The organism is Pseudoalteromonas sp. N1230-9 (assembly GCF_032716425.1).
Taxonomy (GTDB): Bacteria; Pseudomonadota; Gammaproteobacteria; order Enterobacterales; family Alteromonadaceae; genus Pseudoalteromonas.
In genome coordinates this window covers 738,289-758,582 of the sequence record NZ_CP090419.1, presented here as the reverse complement: position 1 = coordinate 758,582, position 20,294 = coordinate 738,289, and the positions used below count along the sequence as shown (strand labels likewise).

Sequence of the window (20,294 nt, the reverse complement as noted above, 5' to 3'; positions counted from 1 at the left end):
GATGGCCTCAATTATGTGATATTGATATTCACAATAAGATAAAGTTCAAAAACACGTAAATAGAGTCATAGTTTATGAGCTAATATTAGTATTAATAAACTAAAAAATGTAAGAAAGGACTAAAAAATGAATTTCTTGCCCTTATTTTTAAAGGTTAAATGACTCAACACTAGGAGTGACAATGGAATTTAGCGTAAAAAGTGGTAGTCCAGAAAAGCAACGTAGCGCATGTATTGTAGTTGGCGTTTATGAGCCACGTCGTTTATCCCCCATTGGTGAGCAGCTAGATAAAATTAGCGATGGTTATATCTCTAACTTACTTCGCCGCGGTGATCTTGAAGGAAAGCCAGGACAAGTATTATTACTACATCATGTACCTAATGTACTGAGCGAGCGCGTATTGCTTGTTGGTTGTGGTAAAGAACGTGAGTTAGATGACAAGCAATATAAGCAGATCATCTCTAAAACAATTAATACACTAAACGAAACCGGTTCGATGGAAGCGGTATGCTTTTTAACAGAGCAGCATGTTAAAAGTCGTGACACCTATTGGAAGGTGCGTCAAGCAGTTGAAACAACACAAGACTGCTTATACACCTTCAATCAACTGAAAAGTAAAAAAAGCGACCCTCGCCGTCCACTACGTAAAATCGTTTTTAACGTACCAACACGTCGCGAGTTAACGATTGGCGAAAGTGCAATTGAGCATGGCCTAGCCATCGCAGCGGGTAGCAAATTATGTAAAGACGTTGCCAATATGCCACCAAATATCTGTAATCCAGCGTATTTAGGTGAACAAGCACAAGAAATTGCTGATAACTTCGATAATGTAACGGTTGATATTATCGGCGAAGAAAAAATGGCAGAGCTGGGCATGAATTCATACCTAGCAGTTGGCCGTGGTAGCGCAAATGAATCGGTTATGTCGGTAATCAACTATCAAGGTGGCGACAAAGATCAAGCGCCAATCGTGTTAGTGGGTAAAGGCTTAACCTTTGACTCAGGTGGTATTTCAATCAAGCCAGGCGAAGCCATGGATGAAATGAAATACGACATGGGTGGTGCAGCAGGTGTTATTGGTACGATGCGCGCATTAGTGCAAATGCAGTTACCGATTAACGTTGTCGGTGTTTTAGCGGGGTGTGAAAACATGCCTGGCTCAAATGCTTATCGCCCTGGTGACATTTTAACAACTATGTCGGGTCAAACAGTTGAAGTGTTAAACACCGATGCCGAAGGCCGTTTAGTACTGTGTGATGCACTCACTTATGTTGAGCGTTTTGACCCTGATACCGTAGTTGACGTAGCAACGCTAACCGGCGCGTGTATTATTGCGCTGGGTTCACATGCCACAGGTTTACTATCAAACCATAACCCTCTTGCCCATGACCTACTAAAAGCGTCTGAGCAAAGTGGCGATCGTGCATGGCAGCTACCGCTTTGGGATGACTATCAAGAGCAACTTGAAAGCCCATTCGCTGATTTCACCAACTTAGGTGGTCGTGCTGCAGGTACGATTACAGCTGCATGCTTCTTATCTAAATTCACCAAAAAATACAATTGGGCGCATTTAGATATCGCAGGTACAGCATGGCGCAGCGGCGGTAAAAACAAAGGTGCAACCGGTCGTCCGGTACCTATGCTGACTCAGTATTTACTAAACCGCGCAGGCGTGAGTGAAGCAAGTCACGACTAAGCCTTATCGCAAGCTTACAACTAACCCTAAATAAGGCGCCAAATGGCGCCTTATTAATTGAAGCAACACGCGTTCTATGTCAAAATCTCTGCTTTGATCTGTGTATCTGTGGGGACGAAAGTCACAATGAGCATGAACGCACAATTTTACGTTCTAAAACAAGATGGTAACAGCCAGCAAGCTGATAAAGCATGTTTTGATCTTGCCGCAAAAATAGCAGCAGATCAGTATCGTCTTGGTCATCGCGTATTTATTTACGCCGATAACACTGACACGGCCCACACAATCGACGACATCATCTGGTCATTTGAGCCAGATAGCTTTATACCACACAACCTACAAGGTGAAGGCCCCAAAGGTGGCGCTCCGGTTGAAATTGGTATGACTCCACCTGTCGGCAACAGAAAAATATTAATCAACTTAGCTGAACACCTACCGGATTTTATTCGTCGTTTTCAGCAGGTTTTTGATTTTGTCCCCGTTGAGCCTAACGCTAAACAAGCCGCCCGTGAGCGGTTTAAAAAGCTTCGCCAACTGGGCGCCCATATTGCAACGCAAGAAATTGACATTTAAGCATTTATTTAAGGTTCTGTGTAATGGATAAAACCTACAATCCGCAAGATATTGAACAGTCTTTATATCAAGACTGGGAAGAAAAAGGCTACTTTAAACCGTCTGGCCAAGGTGACGCTTACTCAATCATGATTCCGCCACCAAACGTCACAGGTAGCTTACACATGGGCCATGCGTTCCAAGATACCATTATGGATACGCTAACACGCTTAAAGCGTATGCAAGGCAATAACACTTTATGGCAAGTAGGTACTGATCACGCGGGTATCGCAACGCAAATGCTTGTTGAGCGTAAGCTTGCAGCTGAAGAAGGTAAAACACGTCACGACTTAGGCCGTGATGCATTTATCGATAAAATCTGGGAGTGGAAAAACCACTCAGGTGGCACTATCACCAAACAATTACGTCGCTTAGGTGCGTCAGTAGATTGGGACCGTGAGCGTTTCACTATGGACGAAGGCCTTTCTGAAGCGGTTAAAGAAGTATTCGTACGTCTTCACAAAGAAGACTTAATCTACCGTGGTAAGCGTCTAGTTAACTGGGATCCTAAACTTCACACGGCGATTTCTGATCTTGAAGTTGAAAACAAAGACAAACAAGGTCACATGTGGAACTTACGTTACCCACTTGCTGACGGCGTAAAAACCAAAGATGGTAAAGACTACATCATTGTTGCCACAACACGTCCTGAAACAATGCTAGGTGATACAGGTGTTGCAGTTAACCCTGATGATGAACGTTACCAAGACCTGATCGGTAAAGACATTTTACTCCCTATCGTTAACCGTCGCATTCCAATTGTTGCCGATGAGCATGCAGACATGGAAAAAGGCACAGGTTGTGTGAAAATCACGCCTGCCCACGACTTTAACGATAACGAAGTAGGTAAACGTCACCAACTACCAATGATCAACATCTTCAACAAAGATGCTGCGGTATTAAGCGAAGGCGAAAGCTATACATTCGACGGTAAAGAGCTTGAATTAGATGCGCCAATTCCTGAGCGTCTACACGGCCTTGACCGCTTTGATGCACGTAAAGCGATTGTGAGCGAGTTTGAAGAACTTGGCCTATTAGAAAAAATCGAAGATCACAGCCTAACTGTACCTTACGGTGACCGTTCTGGTGTCGTGATTGAGCCTCTTCTTACTGATCAGTGGTACGTGCGCGTAGCACCACTTGCTGAGCCTGCAAAAGAAGCAGTTAGAAATGGCGACATTAAATTTGTACCTCAACAATACGAGAATATGTACTTCTCGTGGATGAACGACGTACAAGACTGGTGTATTTCACGTCAGCTTTGGTGGGGTCACCGCATCCCTGCTTGGTACGACAACGAAGGCAACGTATACGTTGGTCGTGACGAAGCTGAAGTACGCCGCGATAACAACCTTGCTGATGATGTTGCACTTAAGCAAGATGAAGACGTTTTAGATACGTGGTTCTCGTCTGCGCTTTGGACTTTCTCAACGCAAGGCTGGCCTGCAAACACAGACGATTTAAAAACTTTCCACCCGTCTGATGTATTGGTAACAGGTTTCGACATCATCTTCTTCTGGGTTGCTCGTATGATCATGATGACCATGCACTTCATCAAAGATGAAGACGGCAAGCCACAAGTACCATTCAAAACCGTTTACGTAACTGGCCTTATCCGCGATGAAAACGGCGATAAGATGTCTAAATCGAAAGGTAACGTACTTGATCCTATCGACATGATTGACGGTATCGATCTTGAAAGCCTAGTTGAAAAGCGCACTGGTAATATGATGCAGCCACAACTAGCGAAGAAGATTGAAAAGAACACTCGTAAAACATTCGAAAACGGCATCGAAGCACACGGTACAGACGCGCTACGCTTCACCCTTGCAGCAATGGCATCAACCGGTCGTGACATCAACTGGGATATGAACCGCCTTGAAGGTTACCGTAACTTCTGTAACAAACTATGGAACGCGAGCCGTTATGTATTAATGAATACAGAAGAGCAAGACTGTGGCTTCGCTACAGATGCTGAAAAACAGTACTCACTTGCTGATCGTTGGATTTTAGGCCAATTTGAAGCAACTGTTAAAACCTACACTGAGCACTTAGAAAACTACCGCTTTGACCTAGCAGCAAATACGATTTATGAGTTCACTTGGAACCAATTCTGTGACTGGTACCTAGAACTTACTAAACCAGTATTATTTAAAGGTAACGAAGCACAACAACGTGGTACGCGTCATACCCTAATCACGGTATTAGAAAGCTTACTTCGCTTAATGCACCCAATGATGCCTTATATCACAGAAACGATTTGGCAACGTGTTGCACCGCTTGCGGGCATCGAAACAGCCAACACCAGCATCATGGTACAAGGCTTCCCTGTGTACAATGAAGCAAATGTTGATAGTCAAGCGATGGACGACCTTGAATGGGTTAAACAATTCATTCTTGCGATCCGTAACATCCGTGGTGAAATGGATATCAGCCCAAGTAAGCCACTATCTGTGTTACTTGCTAATGCGTCTGATGAAGACAAGCGACGTTTAACTGAAAACGAAGCATTCTTAGCGTCTCTCGCTAAGCTTGAAGAGTTCACGCTTCTTGATAACAAAGACGATGCACCAGCGTGTGCAACATCGTATGTTGGTAACCTTGAGATCATGATCCCAATGGCTGGCCTAATCGATGTTGAAGCTGAATTAGCTCGTATCGCGAAGCAGCTTGAAAAAGCAGAAAAAGGCTTAGCACAGGTTCAAAACAAGTTGGCTAACGAGAAGTTTGTAAACAACGCCCCAGAAGCCGTACTTGCTAAAGAGCATGCTAAACTGGCTGAGTTTACCGATGCGAAAGACAAACTATTAGCGCAAAAAGCGAAAATCGAAAGTCTATAACAGCATACGCATAGCGCGATTTATTCGCGCTTACAAAAAAGCCGCGCTATAACAATGTTATAGCGCGGCTTTTTAATGCTCTATAGCAGCGACTTTACGTCGCATTACTATTAAAACGTGTAGTTATACTGAGCACCAATTAGCACTGCGTGACCTTTCGATTCAAAGTCCCATGATGCTTCTTGGCCTAATGCTTTTGCAAAGCTATCTTCTTCTGTAAAGTTCTGTGTTTTACCGCGAAGAATACTCACACCTAAGTCAACGTTTGAGTTTTCACTAAATGCGTAGTTACCACCAAATGAGAACCAGAAACGATCTGTATCAGGAATAGAGATTGATAAGTGAGATTGATCAACTGGTGACTCATCGTAAGCAATACCGGCACGAAGAAGTAATGCATCGCTGTACTGATAGTCTGTACCGATAGAGTAACGCATTGCATCAGAGAAGTTTTCTTCTTTTCTAAATACTGGTGCTTCGTTACCTGGTACATAAGCTTCTAATTTTTGGAAGCTATCCCAACCAGTCCATTGAATGCTGTAGTGTACGCCTAGTTTTTTATCTAACTGGTGTGAACCAGAAAACTCAGCAATAGCTGGAAGCGTTAACTCAAGTGCGCCTGGTACTTTAACGCCCGCAGTGCCACCAAATGCAGCAGGTAAGCCATTTGCGTACTCACCATCAAAGTCGATGTCTGTTTCGCTACGGTAGTTAAAACCAAAACGGTTGTTTTCGTCTAATTGATACATAGCACCAATATTCCAACCAAAGCCGTAATCATCACCTTCAAGGTGAACAATTTCAGTCTCTGCTGGTACACCAAGTGGATTAACACCCGCATTACGAACTACTTTCGCATCGGCATATACATAGTTTAAGCCAAGGCCTAAGCTGAACTGTTCGTTGAACTTATATGATGCACTTGCATTCATGTTAACTGTAACGATTTCAGTTTCACCAGCAATTGAGCCAGCCGCGTAATTATTATTAAATTCTGTTGAAAGACCGAAGTTAGAAAATGCACCAAAACCTAACGATACTTTGTCGTTTAATGGCATTGTGAAATAACCCGCAGGGATAAATGCTGAAGGAGCAATGCTACTATCATCAAGCACATTCTCATCTAAACCGTATGCAGCTGATTCACCTTCTAAGCTTACATCTGGAATAACAGCAATACCCGCAACTGAGATTTGCTTAGTTTTAAATAAAGACATAAGTGCAGGGTTACGCGCTACTACTGACGCATCATCAGCAACCGCTGCTTCACCAGCATAAGCACGGCCTAAGCCTGATACGTTTTGCTCTGCTAATTGGAAGGCTGCAGCAAAGCTGTCAGCAGAAACAACAGCAAGTGATGCTGCAATCAATGTTCTAGTGAATTTCATAATCTGTGTCCTCTTGCAAACTTGTATGTTAGCTAAACCAACAAACACAGAGGCAACCTATTATTTAAGCATAAAGGTCAATGCTGTGCGTTGGTATTAGATGTATTATTCTAATAATTACAAACTTTCGAACATTACCTTAATTAAGATCAAAAAACTGTAACTTTTCGTTAGAAAGAGGTAAAAAAACCACATTTTAACAACAAGATAACAACTTTTTAAAACTCGTCCGATGTCTAGTTACAAAAACACCAAACGATAGTAATTATCATTTAGATTGACATGTTATTTTATGCCCCTTAAACTAAACGCAATTGAAATTATTTGGGCAAAAGTTATGGTTATTGCATTGATAATCGCAGCATTAATTCTATGTGGTTTAAGCGTGCACTATTTCTGTAAGGCAAATTATTGCGCATGCACTAAGGCTGGTGACTGTGATAACCCTGTTAACCACTACTGGTTAGGTGCCATGCTCAGCTCTGTATTATCGCTGGTGTTATGCTGTGTGGCACTGCACGTAGAGAAAGGCACATTGCTATGGCTAGTATTAATGACGAGTTGTTTTAGTGGTGCATTTATTTCTGCAAAACGAAACGCTAAAAAGCGCTGTGTAAAGTCTAAACAAGAAGATGCTCTTTTAACAAACGAGCCAAATTAAGTTGATAATCAAGGGGCTTAATACTCGATATTATTTTTAGATCATGCTCTTCACTTAAGTGAACATCTTTCGCTGTAATGTGATGTTTGTGCTTCGCATTATAAAAGATTTTCACTTTTGGCTTTATCGGGTTGTCCTGATTGCCTTCCATAACTAACGCTAAACGTTCATTGTTTAACTTCACAATCGATCCGACAGGATGCACACCCAAACACTTTATAAATCGCTGTACGAGTTCTGAGTCAAATAACTGTTTATTTGCTAATAAATAACGCAGTGCCGAAATAGGCTCCTCTCCCATTTGGTGAGGTCTATCAGCAGTAATTGCATCATAAACATCAACAATTGCCATTATTCTGGCAGGACGACTTAGCTTTTCGGCTGTAATGCCTCTTGGGTAACCACTTCCGTCTAATCGTTCATGATGATTAACAATCATATCAAGCATTAACGGCGTAATGCCCTTTTCACCTTTGACTAAGCCTAGGCTCTGCGCAACATGTTTTTTCACAACCTGCATTTCATTGTCATTAAGCTGACTTGGCTTAGACAGTACACCCTGTGGCATTTTAGCTTGCCCAATATCGTGCAGTAGCGCTCCCATTGCCAATTCTTTAACAGTTTGCTCTTTATATCCAAGATATTTAGCGAATACACTCACCAAAATGGCCGTATTGATCATATGTCGCCAGTTGTAAATATGCTTGTCTCTAAGACGAGTAAGAATCGTCATGGCGTTGTGATTACGAAATACAGAACTAACGATATCAACCACGACTTCATCAAGCAGTGTCATATTCATTTTCAAACCTGATGTGATATCTGAATATAAAACTTGCAACTTACGACTGTGCTGTTCGTAGTTAACACTCGCTTTCACGAACTCTTGTTCGACCGATATGCCTTTTTCAGCAACTTTTTTTTCTTTTTTTAGCTTGGGTTTTTCTACAGGTTTAGGCTGGTATTTAGCCGGAAGCGCAACATCACTTTGAGTGAAGTCAATGAGGAGTTCTTCAACACCTTCAGACACCAGACGTTGAATAATACTTTTATCTCTAACTAACCCACGGGTTTTAATTTTAACGCTATTAATGTGCTCGTGCTGCTTACTGACACTGTCAACAAACATCCCTGGTACTAGTTCGGCAATGGGTAAGGTTACAAGCATATGTGAGCTTAGTTTATAAAAACATCGAGTTTTTTATTATCGCCAATTGGTTAAAAATGTCTATAGCAAGGAGGGCAAATACGAAATTAGTACGAGACAAAAAGACTTCAGATCATAGGCGCGACTTTAAATCGCGCACAAAATAAATTTCACGCTTACAAAATTACTCTTGAAAGTAAGTTCCCCAACCATCATATTCAACGTTTGATTGTTGAGCGAGCGCTTCAAGCTTATCGACATCTTCCATAATGGCTTCGACGTCAAGCTCACACTCAACAACCACATCAAAGCTCCATACTTTTTCGCCATCTTCTAGCTCAAGTTCAGCAGGCTCTTCAACATCGTAACCGAGTTTAAAAGCAGCTAAAGCGGCTTGCTCTAACTGTTCAAAATTTTCGCTAACAAAGTGGTGTTCTACTTCGTACAGTACTTCAGGATCTGAGCCATCTTCAAGTAATGAAGTAACGATGTCTTCAGTAATCTCGCGCCAATTTTCCATTATTTATTTCTCACTTGAGCATCTAATTCAGTTATTTTAGCGGCCATAATCTGATGAACATGCGATGCATGATCACGAGCAGATACGTCTTTATCAAGATAAATTGGCGCTAACATTTCGAGGTAAATTGTACCATTATCCCAGCGATTTAGCTTAATAGTTTTATGCGTTGTGCTCATGCAAACTGGCACAACAGGTACATCAGCACTCATTGCAGTGTGAAAAGCCCCTGTTTTGAAGGGTAATAAACCACGGCCATAGCTTCGCGTGCCCTCAGGGAACATCCAAACCGATAGACCTTTTTGCTTAATTTTCTCAGCTGATTTTGAAATCGTGCCTGCAGCTTTTGAACGATTGGCGCGATCAATTAAAATATTACCTGATAACCAATATAGCTGCCCAAAGAATGGGATCCATTTGAGGCTTTTCTTTCCAAGACTCACACAATTTTCAGGCACCATCGCAGGCAAGGTAAATAGATCGTAGTTATTCTGATGATTAGCCACATACACTGCAGGGCCAACTGTTTTTGCATCCGCATGGTAACGTAATTCAAGTTTTACCCCCAGCAACTTAGCCATTTTGCTAAACCAGCCAGAAATAATATGTACGTTATTGGTATGAAATGGCTTAATGATGCATAAGACTAAGCCAAAAAGGCAGCTAAACACGATAAATAAAGCCATGATAATAATACGAAAAACAGCTAACAAACGGATTCTCCTCGGGTAAATCAGCGCGCATTATAACGTGAAAAGTGCCTCTGCAATAGCTTTTAGCTTACATGTGTGCGCTAAAAATATATCTTTTTATACCAATTCGCTTAATTAAGTGGTCTATTTTGAGGCAATAAAACCTCGTTGATAGCAAGGCAAAAATTTCGTTATTTAGTTGCTCTAAATCAGAAATTTTTAACGCAGATAGCGACAGGTTTAATCCCTCAAAATGATTAAGTATTATTGCGGATTGGTATAATATTAGAACAATAATCTACCCCAATAAAAAAGGCCTGCTAAGCAGGCCTTGTATTATTCTGTTATATCATCAACCGATGGCTCCGTTATGTCATCGGTCTGCGTTGCTTCTATTACAGCTTCATCTACTCGCTGTAAGCCACGTGGTAACTTATTCCCTCTTCGCCCACGCTCGCCATGATAATGCTCAAGGTCACTTGGCTTTAAGGTCAATTTACGCTTACCAGCATGAAGCGTTACACTGCTCCCCTCGGGCACTACAGCCAGCACTTTTACAAACTCTTCCCTCGCCTGTACTTTCGCACTTGGAATAGAAATAATTTTATTGCCTTTACCTTTACCTAGTTTAGGCAAATCACGTAGTGGGAACAACAACATACGGCCTTCGTTTGAAATAGCCATACAATAGTCAGTGGCAATATCAGTAATGCGAATTGGCGCAAGTAGTTCACCCCCTTTCGGAACACTGACCAATGCTTTACCATTTTTATTTTTACTCACGAGATCTTTAAAGTCACTGATGAAACCATAACCCGCGTCTGATGCCATCAAGAGTTCTTGATTATCTTCGGCCATCACAACATGCTCAAAGTTAGCACCCGCACTTAAATTAAAGCGACCCGTCATAGGCTCACCTTGGCTACGTGCAGAAGGTAAACTATGCGCATCAGTCGCAAAAGCACGCCCATTTGAATCAAGGAATACCGCAGGCTGATTACTCTTACCACGCGCAGAGGCTTTGTAACTGTCACCTGACTTATAACTTAAACCTTCTACATCTAAGTCATGCCCTTTACCAACACGCGCCCAGCCTTTTTCTGACAATACAACCGTCACCGATTCAGAAGGGATTAAATCTTTTTCGCTCAGCGCTTTTGCTTCCAAACGTTCAACAACGGGGGAACGTCTATCATCACCATACATGTCAGCGGCTTCTTGGATTTCTTTTTTCATCAACGTCGACATGCGACGTTCAGAGCCCAGAATTTGCTCTAATTTGTCACGCTCAAGGGCAAGTTCATCTTGCTCGCCTTTGATCTTGAATTCTTCGAGTTTAGCTAAGTGACGTAGTTTTAACTCTAAAATCGCTTCGGCTTGAATATCCGTAATACCAAAGCGTTCCATTAATACAGGTTTTGGCTTATCTTCAGTACGAATAATTTCTATGACTTCGTCGATATTTAAAAAGGCCGTTAATAAACCTTCTAAAATATGCAAACGTGCAAGCACTTTATCTAAGCGATACTGTAAGCGGCGTCTGACTGTTTCACGGCGAAACGTCAGCCACTCAGTTAAAATACTACGTAAATCTTTCACTTGCGGACGACCATCTAGGCCAAGCATGTTTAAGTTTACGCGGTAGTTCTTTTCTAAATCTGTGGTTGCAAATAAGTGCGCCATTAACGGCTCAGCTTTAATACGGTTCGAGCGTGGCACTATCACAATACGGGTTGGGTTTTCGTGATCAGATTCATCACGTAAATCAGCCACCATCGGCAGCTTTTTAGCATTCATTTGTGCTGCAATTTGCTCTAAAACCTTTGCCCCTGAACACTGGTGCGGTAATGCTGTGATAACAATATCGCCCTGCTCTTCAGTGTAAATTGCACGCATTTTAATAGAGCCGCGTCCCGTTTGATAAATCTTACGGATATCGTCTTTGGGTGTGATTATCTCAGCTTCTGTAGGATAGTCAGGCGCATGCACTAACTCAAGCAGCTCTTCGATTTCAGTTTTTGGCTTATCAAGTAATAAGCAACAGGCACTGGCCACCTCACGCACATTATGTGGTGGAATATCGGTTGCCATACCCACCGCAATACCGGTCACACCATTGAGTAAAATGTGCGGTAAACGCGCAGGTAGTACCATTGGCTCATCAAGTGTACCATCGAAGTTGGCGGTCCAATCAACAGTGCCTTGACCAAGCTCTTTTAGTAGAACTTCCGAGAACTTTGATAAACGCGCTTCAGTGTAACGCATCGCTGCAAATGACTTAGGATCATCCGCAGCACCCCAGTTACCTTGACCGTCCACCAGCGGGTAGCGGTAAGAAAATGGTTGCGCCATCAATACCATGGCTTCATAACAAGCGCTATCACCATGTGGGTGGTATTTACCCAGTACATCACCTACGGTTCGCGCTGATTTTTTATATTTTGCCTGCGCCGATAATCCCAGTTCGCTCATTGCATAAATGATACGACGCTGTACAGGTTTAAGACCGTCACCTACATGCGGTAAAGCGCGATCCATGATGACGTACATTGAGTAGTTTAAGTAGGCGTCTTCGGTAAAACGCCCCATCGTTTGTTGTTCTATGCCTTGCATCAGCAAGGTATCTGTATCACTCATTAACGCTTACCTATTTTTTCTTAGCACTAACACGATAGATCACGTTAGCAAAGTCGTCTGAGATCAATAAGCTGCCATCTGCAAGCTCTGCAAATGCAACTGGGCGACCAAATGTTTCTTCGTTTTGCATAAAGCCTGTGATGAATGGGGTGTATTTAGTAATACGACCTTGTTCAACATTAGCTAGCATAACTCTGTAACCCGATTTTTTACTGCGATTCCAAGAACCATGTTCAGCAACAAATAACTGTTCTTTGTATTTAGCTGGGAACTGCTTACCGTTGTAAAAATGAATGCCTAATGGTGCAACATGCGCACCCAGTGCAAGCGCAGGCGATTTATAATCAGCGATATTTTTACCTTTACCAAACTCAGGATCTAAAATCGCCCCTGCGTGAACATAAGGGAAACCATAATGCGCCCCCTCTTCACCTTCACCAACTCGGTTAATTTCACAAGGCGGGATATCATCGCCCATCATGTCACGGCCATTATCACTGAACCAAAACGCATTTGTTGTTGGGTGATAGTCAAAACCCACTGAGTTACGAACGCCCTGAGCAATGGTTTTGATTTCTTTGGTATCAACATTAAGTGAAAAAATGCGACCGTACTTGTCATCTTCAGCACAAATATTACATGGCACGCCAACAGGCACAATTAACTCACCTGTTGGGGCAAAGCTAATAAATTTCCAACCATGATGGCGGTCAGTTGGGAATTTATCATACACCACCTCAAACTTAGGGGCTTTGAGGTGTTTATCAATGTCTTTAAAGCGAATAATACGCGACACTTCAGCAACATATAAATCACCCTCTTTTATTGCCAAGCCCGATGGCATTTCTAATCCTTTAGCAATAACAATTTTCTTATCGGCTACACCATCGCTGTTATGATCAATCAGTGCATATACATTACCTGCTTTGCGCGAACCTGCGTACACTATGCCTTTTTTTGATACGGCAATTTGTCGTGCATTTTCAACATCATCGGCGAATAAGCTTACTTTGAAGCCTTCAGCAACCGTTAGTTTATCAAGAATATCTTCAGCCATTGCTGGCGCTGATAGTAAGCTCAGCGATAAAAATGAGGTCAGTAGTTTTTTCATTTTTCTTGCCCTTTAATTCGTTTAGCAACCGTTAGGTTGCAAATGTACCTGTATTAAACTTGCGCGCGGTTACCGTGATCTTCTAACCACTGACGGCGATCTGATGAACGTTTCTTCGCAAGTAACATATCCATCATTTCCATGGTTTGCTCTTCTTCATCGAGTGTTAATTGCACCAAACGACGGGTATTTGGATCCATCGTTGTTTCTCTTAACTGCAACGGGTTCATTTCACCTAACCCTTTGAAGCGTTGAACATTCACTTTACCACGCTTTTTCTCAGCTTCGATGCGAGCCAAAATACCATTCTTCTCATCTTCATCGAGGGCGTAATACACCTCTTTACCGATATCAATACGAAACAGCGGTGGCATGGCTACAAATACATGACCTTCTTTAATGAGCGCAGGGAAATGACGAACAAACAGTGCGCACAATAATGTGGCAATGTGTAATCCATCCGAGTCAGCATCAGCCAAAATACAAATCTTGTTATAACGCAGACCCGATAAATCACTTGAATCAGGGTCGATACCTAGAGCCACTGAAATATCATGCACCTCTTGCGATGCTAAAATCTGTCCTGATTCGACTTCCCATGTATTAAGAATTTTACCGCGCAGTGGCATTATTGCTTGAAATTCACGGTCGCGAGCTTGTTTAGCCGAGCCGCCCGCAGAGTCACCCTCTACTAAGAATAATTCAGTACGGTCATTATCTTGGGCACTACAATCGGTTAATTTACCCGGTAACGCGGGGCCAGAGGTAATGCGCTTTCGAACAACTTTTTTAGCAGCACGTAATCGGCGCTGTGCATTTGAGATACATAGCTCAGCTAATAATTCAGCAGTCTCTGTGTGTTCGTTTAACCATAAACTAAATGAGTCTTTCACCACACCCGATACAAACGCCGCGCAAGAACGAGATGATAATTTTTCTTTGGTTTGGCCAGCAAATTGTGGGTCTTGCATTTTCACCGACAACACATAGCTACAACGCTCCCAAATATCATCTGGCGTTAACTTTACGCCACGGGGCAATAAGTTTCTAAATTCACAGAATTCACGCATTGCTTCAAGTAAGCCTTGGCGTAAACCATTAACATGCGTACCACCTTGCGCAGTCGGAATTAAGTTTACATAACTTTCAGCAATGGATTCACCGCCCTCAGGTAACCATACAACAGCCCAGTCAGCGCCTTCTGTTGAACTTGAAAAATCACCAATAAACGGCTCTTTTGGTAATACTTCAAAACCTTTCACCGCTTCAACTAAGTAATCTTTTAAGCCCGTTTCGTAGTACCACTCTTGGCTTTCTTTGGTTTGTTTATTGGTAAACTTAATGCGCAGGCCTGGGCAGAGTACGGCTTTGGCTTTTAATAAATGATTAAGCTTAGTAATCGAGAAATTAGCAGAATCAAAATAACTGGCATCTGGCCAAAAACGTACGGTAGTCCCTGTGTTACGCTTACCCACAGTGCCAATTACGTTTAAGTCTTCGACTTTATCGCCATTCTCAAAGGCCATACGAAACTGCTGTGCATCACGGCGTACGGTCACTTCAACACGCGTTGACAGCGCATTTACAACTGAAATACCAACACCGTGTAAACCACCTGAAAATTGATAGTTTTTATTTGAGAACTTACCACCGGCATGCAGCTTGGTAAAAATAAGCTCCACCCCAGGAATACCCTCTTCGGGGTGAATATCAATCGGCATACCACGGCCATCATCAATAACTTCAAGCGAGTTATCTTCATGAAGAATGACATCTATTTTTGTTGCATGACCTGCCATTGCTTCATCGACACTATTATCGATAACCTCTTGGCCTAAGTGGTTAGGACGAACCGTGTCGGTGTACATACCTGGGCGGCGTTTTACAGGTTCTAACCCGTTTAAGACTTCAATTGCTTCGGCGTTATAATTTTGCTGACTCATAGTTTTTATATCTTTTATGCGCTTAGCTATGTTTTACGTGATTTTAAGAAAATCTACAATACTTGCAAAGGTTTGTTCGAAGCCGATAAAACTATGATCGCCTCCAAATTCAACGTGTTGCTTACACTGAGAATAATAGTTAACCGCCTGCTGAAAAGGCAGTACTTCATCGCCTGTTTGCTGTAGCAAATAAATCAATGAAGGGGTGTCTAATTGCGACAAATATAAACTGCGCAATGCATCCATGTGACGAGTATCAAGTTCGTAATGGGTGTCTTGATACGGGTTATAGTTTGGCCCTAAATAGTTATCAAGTAACTCAAATGGGCGCACCGCGGGGTTAATGACCACCGCTGGTATCGAATAACGTTGCGACAAATAGGTCGCATAAAAACCGCCTAATGAACTACCGAGTAATACAGTATCATCATTTAACAGTTGTTCTAATTGTAAAATTGCATGTAACGGCTCATGGGTTAATCGCGGCACTTTATAATCAACATCAAACTGAGCCATATGCTCGCCAAAACGAACGGCTTTGTACGATTGCTCAGAGCTATTGAAACCATGAATATAAATTACCCGTTTAGCCATACTACATCCGTTGTTAACTGCACGCTTTGTTGCTTATCAACATTTAAGTTAATCACACGAAACGCAGGCCCTAAATCTTCTTGCTGCCACGCCATAGTATGCTTAGTAAATTGTATTGAGCTGGCAGGTGTCGCAAACACGCTAAGGTCACGGTAATTGTGCGTATACTCATGATGTACGTGACCATGAAACACGCCAATGCATTGCTCACTATTGACGCAAGCGTTTAAAAACTGCGGGCCATTTTCTAGCATATGCTTATCTAAGTAGGCTTGAATAGGTAGCGGGTTATGATGACAAAACACTACACTCGGTATTTGCCCTATTGCTTCGCTTAACTCGCTTAAGTGGGTTTGTGTTATCCAACCTGCTGGGGTCGCGCCTTTTGAGTTTGTTAAAAGCAATTGTCCAGCTAAAAAGGTAATACGTTTACTGTTTAAAATTTGCGAGTTTGAAAGCGCTTCATATTCAGCAAGCTCATCATGATTCCCTGGTAGCCAAAACACAGGACAAGACAGTGCCGAATCATCAATAAGTTCAGCAAATAGTTGATACGATTCACTGCTGTGATCTTGTGTTAAATCACCCCCAAAGATCACGCAATCAAGTTGTAAGTTTGCCATGGCAGCTAAGCAACGCGAAAAATACTCAGCGGTATTTACATTAAAATACTCACCTTGCCTGTCTTTTGATAAATGACAATCTGTAATATGTGCAATTTTTAATGTTGTTTTGTCAAAATGATAAGCATCACTAAACCAAGCCATTGTTTACATCCCAGTGTAGCGCTGCACGGCCATTTTCTACACACGCAACAAGCCAGTCATACAAAAAAGCATTTAGTTGATACTTTTCATCTTTTTGATGCATATTCGGATTCGGGTATGCGTAAGATGGCTTTATCCGTTGATGAAAATCGTGATGAACTATTTCAGCCACTTTTGCATCATGATACATACGCACAGTTAGATAAAGCGGGGTAACAACATGCAGGTTTCCTGTCTCTTGCGAGATAGAAATATCCATGGTGTACTTTGCTGTATCATCTATTTTAACCACAAATGTGCTATTACCGAGTTGCACTTTACGTACATGGCCTATTTGACGTTCTTTGGGGAGTAATTTGAGCGCACGCACATAATTATGCTCACACAAAGTTAAATACTTAGGTAAGCTTTGAATGTAACGTTGTTCAGCTGTTACGTACGTCAAAATAATTCCCCATTATTAAAATGTAAGTTAAGCAGTTTGCCAATCAGACAGTATACGTTGCTTATTCAGTGCTAACCACTGTAACGAGATAACTGTCGCTGCATTGTCGATTTCTCCTTGCTCTAAGCGGAGCATGGCTTCTGTGTATGACATTACATGTGTTTTAATATCTTCATCTTCATTATCAAGGCCAAAAATCCCCTCTTGATAGTGAGATAAGTCTGTGCGCGCTAAATACAAGTATAAACGTTCTGTTGTGCCACCCGGACTTGAAAGATAAGACATCATAAATTCAAGCTCATCAAGCTCGATGCCCGCTTCTTCCAATGCTTCACGCTTAGCAACTTGCTCATAGTCCGTACTTCCATCGGCCATGCCGGCGATACACTCAAGTAACCAAGGTGACTGCTTAGATGCAAGTGCACCAATACGCACTTGTTCAACAAGCAAAACCTGATCGGTTACAGGATCATATGGAAGCACAGCAACAGCATGACCACGCTCTAAGATTTCACGTTTAATCTCTACTGACTCACCACCTGAAAATAATGCGTGGCGAAAGCGGTATAAATTAACTTTAAAAAAGCCATCATATGCACGTTCAACAGGTTTAAGCTCAATATCATCATGGCTAAACTGTGAGATTGCTGTTACTTTCATTACACTAATTCCTTTAGGTTTTGTGCTAAAAATTTACTCAATTATATTCTGTTACACTTGGACATGTAGATTTACGCATTTTTTTTTTGGTTATTCACTAAAAAAGAGTACCATGGTGACAGTACGAAAATTGTCTAAGGACTGAACGAATAATGAAAAAAACACTACTCGCTGCGCTGATCGGTTTTTCGAGCGCTTTGACTGCTACTGCCACTTACGCTGAAGATTTACTCCAAGTATACGAGATTGCTACAGCAAATGATCCTACCGTACTTAAAGCAAAAGCCCAAGCAGATGCGCAAGCTTATGAGAGCGATCGCGCGTTAAGTGCGCTATTGCCACAATTAGGTTTAAGTTTAGGGTACGAAAAAACCGACGCAACATTATACGAAGGCAACGATACAACCGGTTACATTGAATTTGACCGTGATACAGATGTATTTAGCCGCGGTATTAGTCTGAGCCAAACATTGTTTGACTTGGGTGCGTGGAATTCATTAGGCATTGCTGATAAACAAGCTTTGCAAGCAAACGCACGGTACGACTTTGCTAGACAAGACCTCATTGTTCGTGTTGCTGATGGTTATTTCAATGTACTTAGCGCAATTGACAACTTAGAGTTTGTACAGGCTGAAAAACGTGCCATTGAACGTCAATTACAACAAACAAAAGAACGTTACGCAGTTGGTTTGACAGCGATTACCGACGTACATGAAGCACAAGCACAGTACGACAACTCTGTAGCAAAAGAAATTGTTGCGAAAAACAGCGTTGAAACGGCCCGCGAACAACTTCGTGAGATCACAGGCAAATACCATGCAAAGTTAGACATGTTAAATACTGACACGTTTTCAACTGTTGCGCCTAACAAACAGTCAACCGACTACATAAAAATCGCAGAAGAGAACAACTTAAACTTGCAAGTATCAAAAGTAACCGTTGATATTGCAAAAGATCAAATCGACTTAGCAAAAGCTGGCCACTACCCTAAGCTGACTTTAAACGCCTCGTACGGCGACAGCCTAACTGACTTAAACAGAAATTCACACGAGCCTCGTGCGGACAGTGCCTCAGTGGGCGTTAACTTTAGCCTACCTATTTATTCTGGTGGCGCAACTGTCGCAGCAACTGAACAAGCTCGTGCATTCTATGTAGCAGCCAGTGAAGATTTAGAAGCAAGCCTGCGTGCAGTTACACGCTCTGTGATTACTTCTTACAACCAAGTTGTATCGGATATCGCAACTTACAAAGCGTTGCAACAAGCGGTTGTTTCAGCAGAAAGTGCGCTTAAAGCAACAGAGGCTGGCTTTGAGGTAGGTACACGTACAATCGTTGACGTACTTATCAGCACACAAAACCTTTACAACGCCAAAAGCAACCTTGCTAACGTGCGTTACCGCTATGTTGTTTCAACACTGCGTTTAAAGCAAGCCGCTGGTACATTAACAGCTGAGGATCTTGCTGCAATTAACCAAGGTTTAAAAGAAATCTAAGTATTTCTTTTATAGGGTCCTTACTTTAAAGCCAGCCTCTCGCTGGCTTTTGTATTTTTAAAGACTTGCGGTTAAACTTACTTTTTATTTTTTTAGAGACTTTTCAGTGGTTAGTTCATCTCCTTTCAAAGTATCCTTTTTGGGTCCTCGTTATTGGCTCACATGGGTTGGCGTTTTCTTCTTATTTTTGATCTCTTGGTTACCACATAAGTTTCAATTATTCCTTGGAAAATGTTTAGGTAGATTAGTTCATCGCTTTATGAAACGTCGTCGTCACATAGCCGAGGTCAATATCCGCCTATGTTTCCCAGACATGCCAGAGCAAGAACAAAAAGAGCTAGTGCTTAAGAATATGGAAAACACCGGTATCGCTATGATGGAAACAGGCATGGCATGGTGGTGGCCCGATTGGCGTGTAAGAAAGTGCTATGGCTCAATCAAGGGCCTTGAATACTTTGAACAAATTCAACAATCAGGCAAAGGCGTTTTAATGCTCGTGCCACACATTCTTCATTTAGAAATGGCAAGCCGAGTGATGGGGTTGAAGTATCAAGGTATTGGTTTTTATCGCCCACACAATAATCCCTTGATGGAATATTTTACGACCAATGGCCGTTTACGTTCTAATGAGTTCTTAGTTGGAAAGCGTGATGTTAAAGGGTTGCTAAAAGCACTAAAAAATAAAAAGATTTGCTATTACTTACCCGATCAAGATTACGGCCGTAACCGCTGTGAATTCGCGCCATTTTATGCAGTAAAAGATGCTGCAACAACAACTGGCACACTACTTTTTGCGAACAGTAAACACTGTGAAACAGTGAGTCTTGCTAGCCGCCGTGATGAGCAAGGTCGCTACCACTTAGAAGTACTCCCGATTATGGAAAACTTTCCAAGTGGTGATAACCTTGATGACGTAACACGTGTCAATCAACGCATGGAGCAAGCGGTTAATAGAGCACCTGAACAATATATGTGGTTACATCGACGTTTTAAAACGCGCCCTGATAAGAATGCCCCTTCTTATTATAAGTGAGTGACATTTGTTAAATTGTGTGGTTTTATAAATCTAATTAACAACAAGAGTATTA

Annotated in this window: 17 protein-coding genes; 6 read left to right on the top strand and 11 right to left on the bottom strand. The window is 42.0% G+C overall.

Going from position 1 to position 20,294, the window contains the following annotated elements:
• The first annotated feature begins 181 nt into the window (after positions 1–181).
• The 3 genes from pepA to LY624_RS03600 all read left to right on the top strand — a co-directional run bounded on the left by pepA (position 182) and on the right by LY624_RS03600 (position 5,148).
• Positions 182–1,696 carry a leucyl aminopeptidase gene (gene pepA / locus LY624_RS03610; protein WP_130150779.1) on the top strand — a complete coding sequence of 505 codons (1,515 nt, stop codon included), beginning with the start codon at positions 182–184 and terminating at the stop codon, positions 1,694–1,696.
• 126 nt (positions 1,697–1,822) lie between these two features.
• A complete protein-coding gene (locus LY624_RS03605; protein WP_062570142.1) occupies positions 1,823–2,269 on the top strand; it encodes a DNA polymerase III subunit chi in 447 nt (148 codons plus the stop codon).
• Positions 2,270–2,292: 23 nt separating this feature from the next.
• Positions 2,293–5,148, top strand: a complete 2,856-nt coding sequence (locus tag LY624_RS03600) for a valine--tRNA ligase (protein WP_341803886.1) — start codon at positions 2,293–2,295, stop codon at positions 5,146–5,148.
• Positions 5,149–5,258: 110 nt separating this feature from the next.
• Here LY624_RS03600 and LY624_RS03595 read toward each other — a convergent pair whose 3' ends face one another.
• Positions 5,259–6,536, bottom strand: a complete 1,278-nt coding sequence (locus LY624_RS03595; protein ID WP_130150777.1) for an outer membrane protein transport protein — start codon at positions 6,534–6,536, stop codon at positions 5,259–5,261.
• A gap of 337 nt (positions 6,537–6,873) precedes the next feature.
• Between LY624_RS03595 and LY624_RS03590 the strand changes: the two genes are divergently transcribed.
• Positions 6,874–7,197 (top strand): hypothetical protein, encoded by a 324-nt coding sequence (locus LY624_RS03590; RefSeq protein ID WP_130150847.1) that lies wholly within the window; start codon positions 6,874–6,876, stop codon positions 7,195–7,197.
• Here LY624_RS03590 and LY624_RS03585 read toward each other — a convergent pair.
• From LY624_RS03585 to LY624_RS03540, 10 genes are all read right to left on the bottom strand, one after another.
• The gene (locus LY624_RS03585) at positions 7,157–8,365 is read right to left on the bottom strand and encodes an HD-GYP domain-containing protein (RefSeq protein WP_341803885.1); all 1,209 of its coding nucleotides are present in this window, start codon (positions 8,363–8,365) and stop codon (positions 7,157–7,159) included. The genes LY624_RS03590 and LY624_RS03585 overlap by 41 nt on opposite strands.
• Before the next feature lie 163 nt (positions 8,366–8,528).
• On the bottom strand, positions 8,529–8,864 hold the full coding sequence (gene rraB, locus LY624_RS03580; protein ID WP_062570138.1) for a ribonuclease E inhibitor RraB: 336 nt from the start codon (positions 8,862–8,864) through the stop codon (positions 8,529–8,531).
• Positions 8,864–9,577: a 1-acylglycerol-3-phosphate O-acyltransferase gene (locus tag LY624_RS03575; RefSeq protein ID WP_205989539.1), complete on the bottom strand. Its 714-nt coding sequence runs from the start codon at positions 9,575–9,577 to the stop codon at positions 8,864–8,866. The genes rraB and LY624_RS03575 overlap by 1 nt, the downstream gene beginning before the upstream one ends.
• Positions 9,578–9,892: 315 nt before the next feature.
• Entirely contained in the window at positions 9,893–12,193 is a 2,301-nt protein-coding gene (parC, locus tag LY624_RS03570) for a DNA topoisomerase IV subunit A (protein ID WP_341803884.1), read from the bottom strand.
• A gap of 10 nt (positions 12,194–12,203) precedes the next feature.
• Positions 12,204–13,304: a PQQ-dependent sugar dehydrogenase gene (locus LY624_RS03565; RefSeq protein WP_062570135.1), complete on the bottom strand. Its 1,101-nt coding sequence runs from the start codon at positions 13,302–13,304 to the stop codon at positions 12,204–12,206.
• Positions 13,305–13,357: 53 nt separating this feature from the next.
• Entirely contained in the window at positions 13,358–15,247 is a 1,890-nt protein-coding gene (gene parE, locus LY624_RS03560; protein WP_062570134.1) for a DNA topoisomerase IV subunit B, read from the bottom strand.
• Between the two features lie 33 nt (positions 15,248–15,280).
• A complete protein-coding gene (locus tag LY624_RS03555; RefSeq protein ID WP_130150773.1) occupies positions 15,281–15,841 on the bottom strand; it encodes a YqiA/YcfP family alpha/beta fold hydrolase in 561 nt (186 codons plus the stop codon).
• Entirely contained in the window at positions 15,826–16,608 is a 783-nt protein-coding gene (locus tag LY624_RS03550) for a metallophosphoesterase (RefSeq protein WP_341803883.1), read from the bottom strand. The genes LY624_RS03555 and LY624_RS03550 overlap by 16 nt, the downstream gene beginning before the upstream one ends.
• The gene (locus LY624_RS03545; protein WP_130150771.1) at positions 16,595–17,053 is read right to left on the bottom strand and encodes a DUF1249 domain-containing protein; all 459 of its coding nucleotides are present in this window, start codon (positions 17,051–17,053) and stop codon (positions 16,595–16,597) included. The genes LY624_RS03550 and LY624_RS03545 overlap by 14 nt, the downstream gene beginning before the upstream one ends.
• Positions 17,054–17,080: 27 nt before the next feature.
• Entirely contained in the window at positions 17,081–17,713 is a 633-nt protein-coding gene (locus LY624_RS03540; RefSeq protein WP_130150770.1) for an NUDIX domain-containing protein, read from the bottom strand.
• A gap of 152 nt (positions 17,714–17,865) precedes the next feature.
• Here LY624_RS03540 and tolC point away from each other — a divergent pair, with 152 nt between their 5' ends.
• Both tolC and lpxL read left to right on the top strand, forming a co-directional pair.
• On the top strand, positions 17,866–19,206 hold the full coding sequence (gene tolC / locus LY624_RS03535) for an outer membrane channel protein TolC (protein ID WP_341803882.1): 1,341 nt from the start codon (positions 17,866–17,868) through the stop codon (positions 19,204–19,206).
• Between the two features lie 106 nt (positions 19,207–19,312).
• On the top strand, positions 19,313–20,239 hold the full coding sequence (lpxL, locus tag LY624_RS03530) for an LpxL/LpxP family Kdo(2)-lipid IV(A) lauroyl/palmitoleoyl acyltransferase (RefSeq protein WP_341803881.1): 927 nt from the start codon (positions 19,313–19,315) through the stop codon (positions 20,237–20,239).
• Positions 20,240–20,294: the final 55 nt, after the last annotated feature.

What these genes read in the sequence shown, in the direction of transcription:
- pepA (WP_130150779.1), top strand. Translation starts at nt 182, where the DNA reads ATGGAATTTAGCGTAAAAAGTGGTAGTCCAGAAAAGCAACGTAGCGCA.
- LY624_RS03605 (WP_062570142.1), top strand. Translation starts at nt 1,823, where the DNA reads ATGAGCATGAACGCACAATTTTACGTTCTAAAACAAGATGGTAACAGC.
- LY624_RS03600 (WP_341803886.1), top strand. Translation starts at nt 2,293, where the DNA reads ATGGATAAAACCTACAATCCGCAAGATATTGAACAGTCTTTATATCAA.
- LY624_RS03595 (WP_130150777.1), bottom strand. Translation starts at nt 6,536, where the DNA reads ATGAAATTCACTAGAACATTGATTGCAGCATCACTTGCTGTTGTTTCT.
- LY624_RS03590 (WP_130150847.1), top strand. Translation starts at nt 6,874, where the DNA reads ATGGTTATTGCATTGATAATCGCAGCATTAATTCTATGTGGTTTAAGC.
- LY624_RS03585 (WP_341803885.1), bottom strand. Translation starts at nt 8,365, where the DNA reads ATGCTTGTAACCTTACCCATTGCCGAACTAGTACCAGGGATGTTTGTT.
- rraB (WP_062570138.1), bottom strand. Translation starts at nt 8,864, where the DNA reads ATGGAAAATTGGCGCGAGATTACTGAAGACATCGTTACTTCATTACTT.
- parC (WP_341803884.1), bottom strand. Translation starts at nt 12,193, where the DNA reads ATGAGTGATACAGATACCTTGCTGATGCAAGGCATAGAACAACAAACG.
- LY624_RS03565 (WP_062570135.1), bottom strand. Translation starts at nt 13,304, where the DNA reads ATGAAAAAACTACTGACCTCATTTTTATCGCTGAGCTTACTATCAGCG.
- parE (WP_062570134.1), bottom strand. Translation starts at nt 15,247, where the DNA reads ATGAGTCAGCAAAATTATAACGCCGAAGCAATTGAAGTCTTAAACGGG.
- LY624_RS03555 (WP_130150773.1), bottom strand. Translation starts at nt 15,841, where the DNA reads ATGGCTAAACGGGTAATTTATATTCATGGTTTCAATAGCTCTGAGCAA.
- LY624_RS03550 (WP_341803883.1), bottom strand. Translation starts at nt 16,608, where the DNA reads ATGGCTTGGTTTAGTGATGCTTATCATTTTGACAAAACAACATTAAAA.
- LY624_RS03540 (WP_130150770.1), bottom strand. Translation starts at nt 17,713, where the DNA reads ATGAAAGTAACAGCAATCTCACAGTTTAGCCATGATGATATTGAGCTT.
- tolC (WP_341803882.1), top strand. Translation starts at nt 17,866, where the DNA reads ATGAAAAAAACACTACTCGCTGCGCTGATCGGTTTTTCGAGCGCTTTG.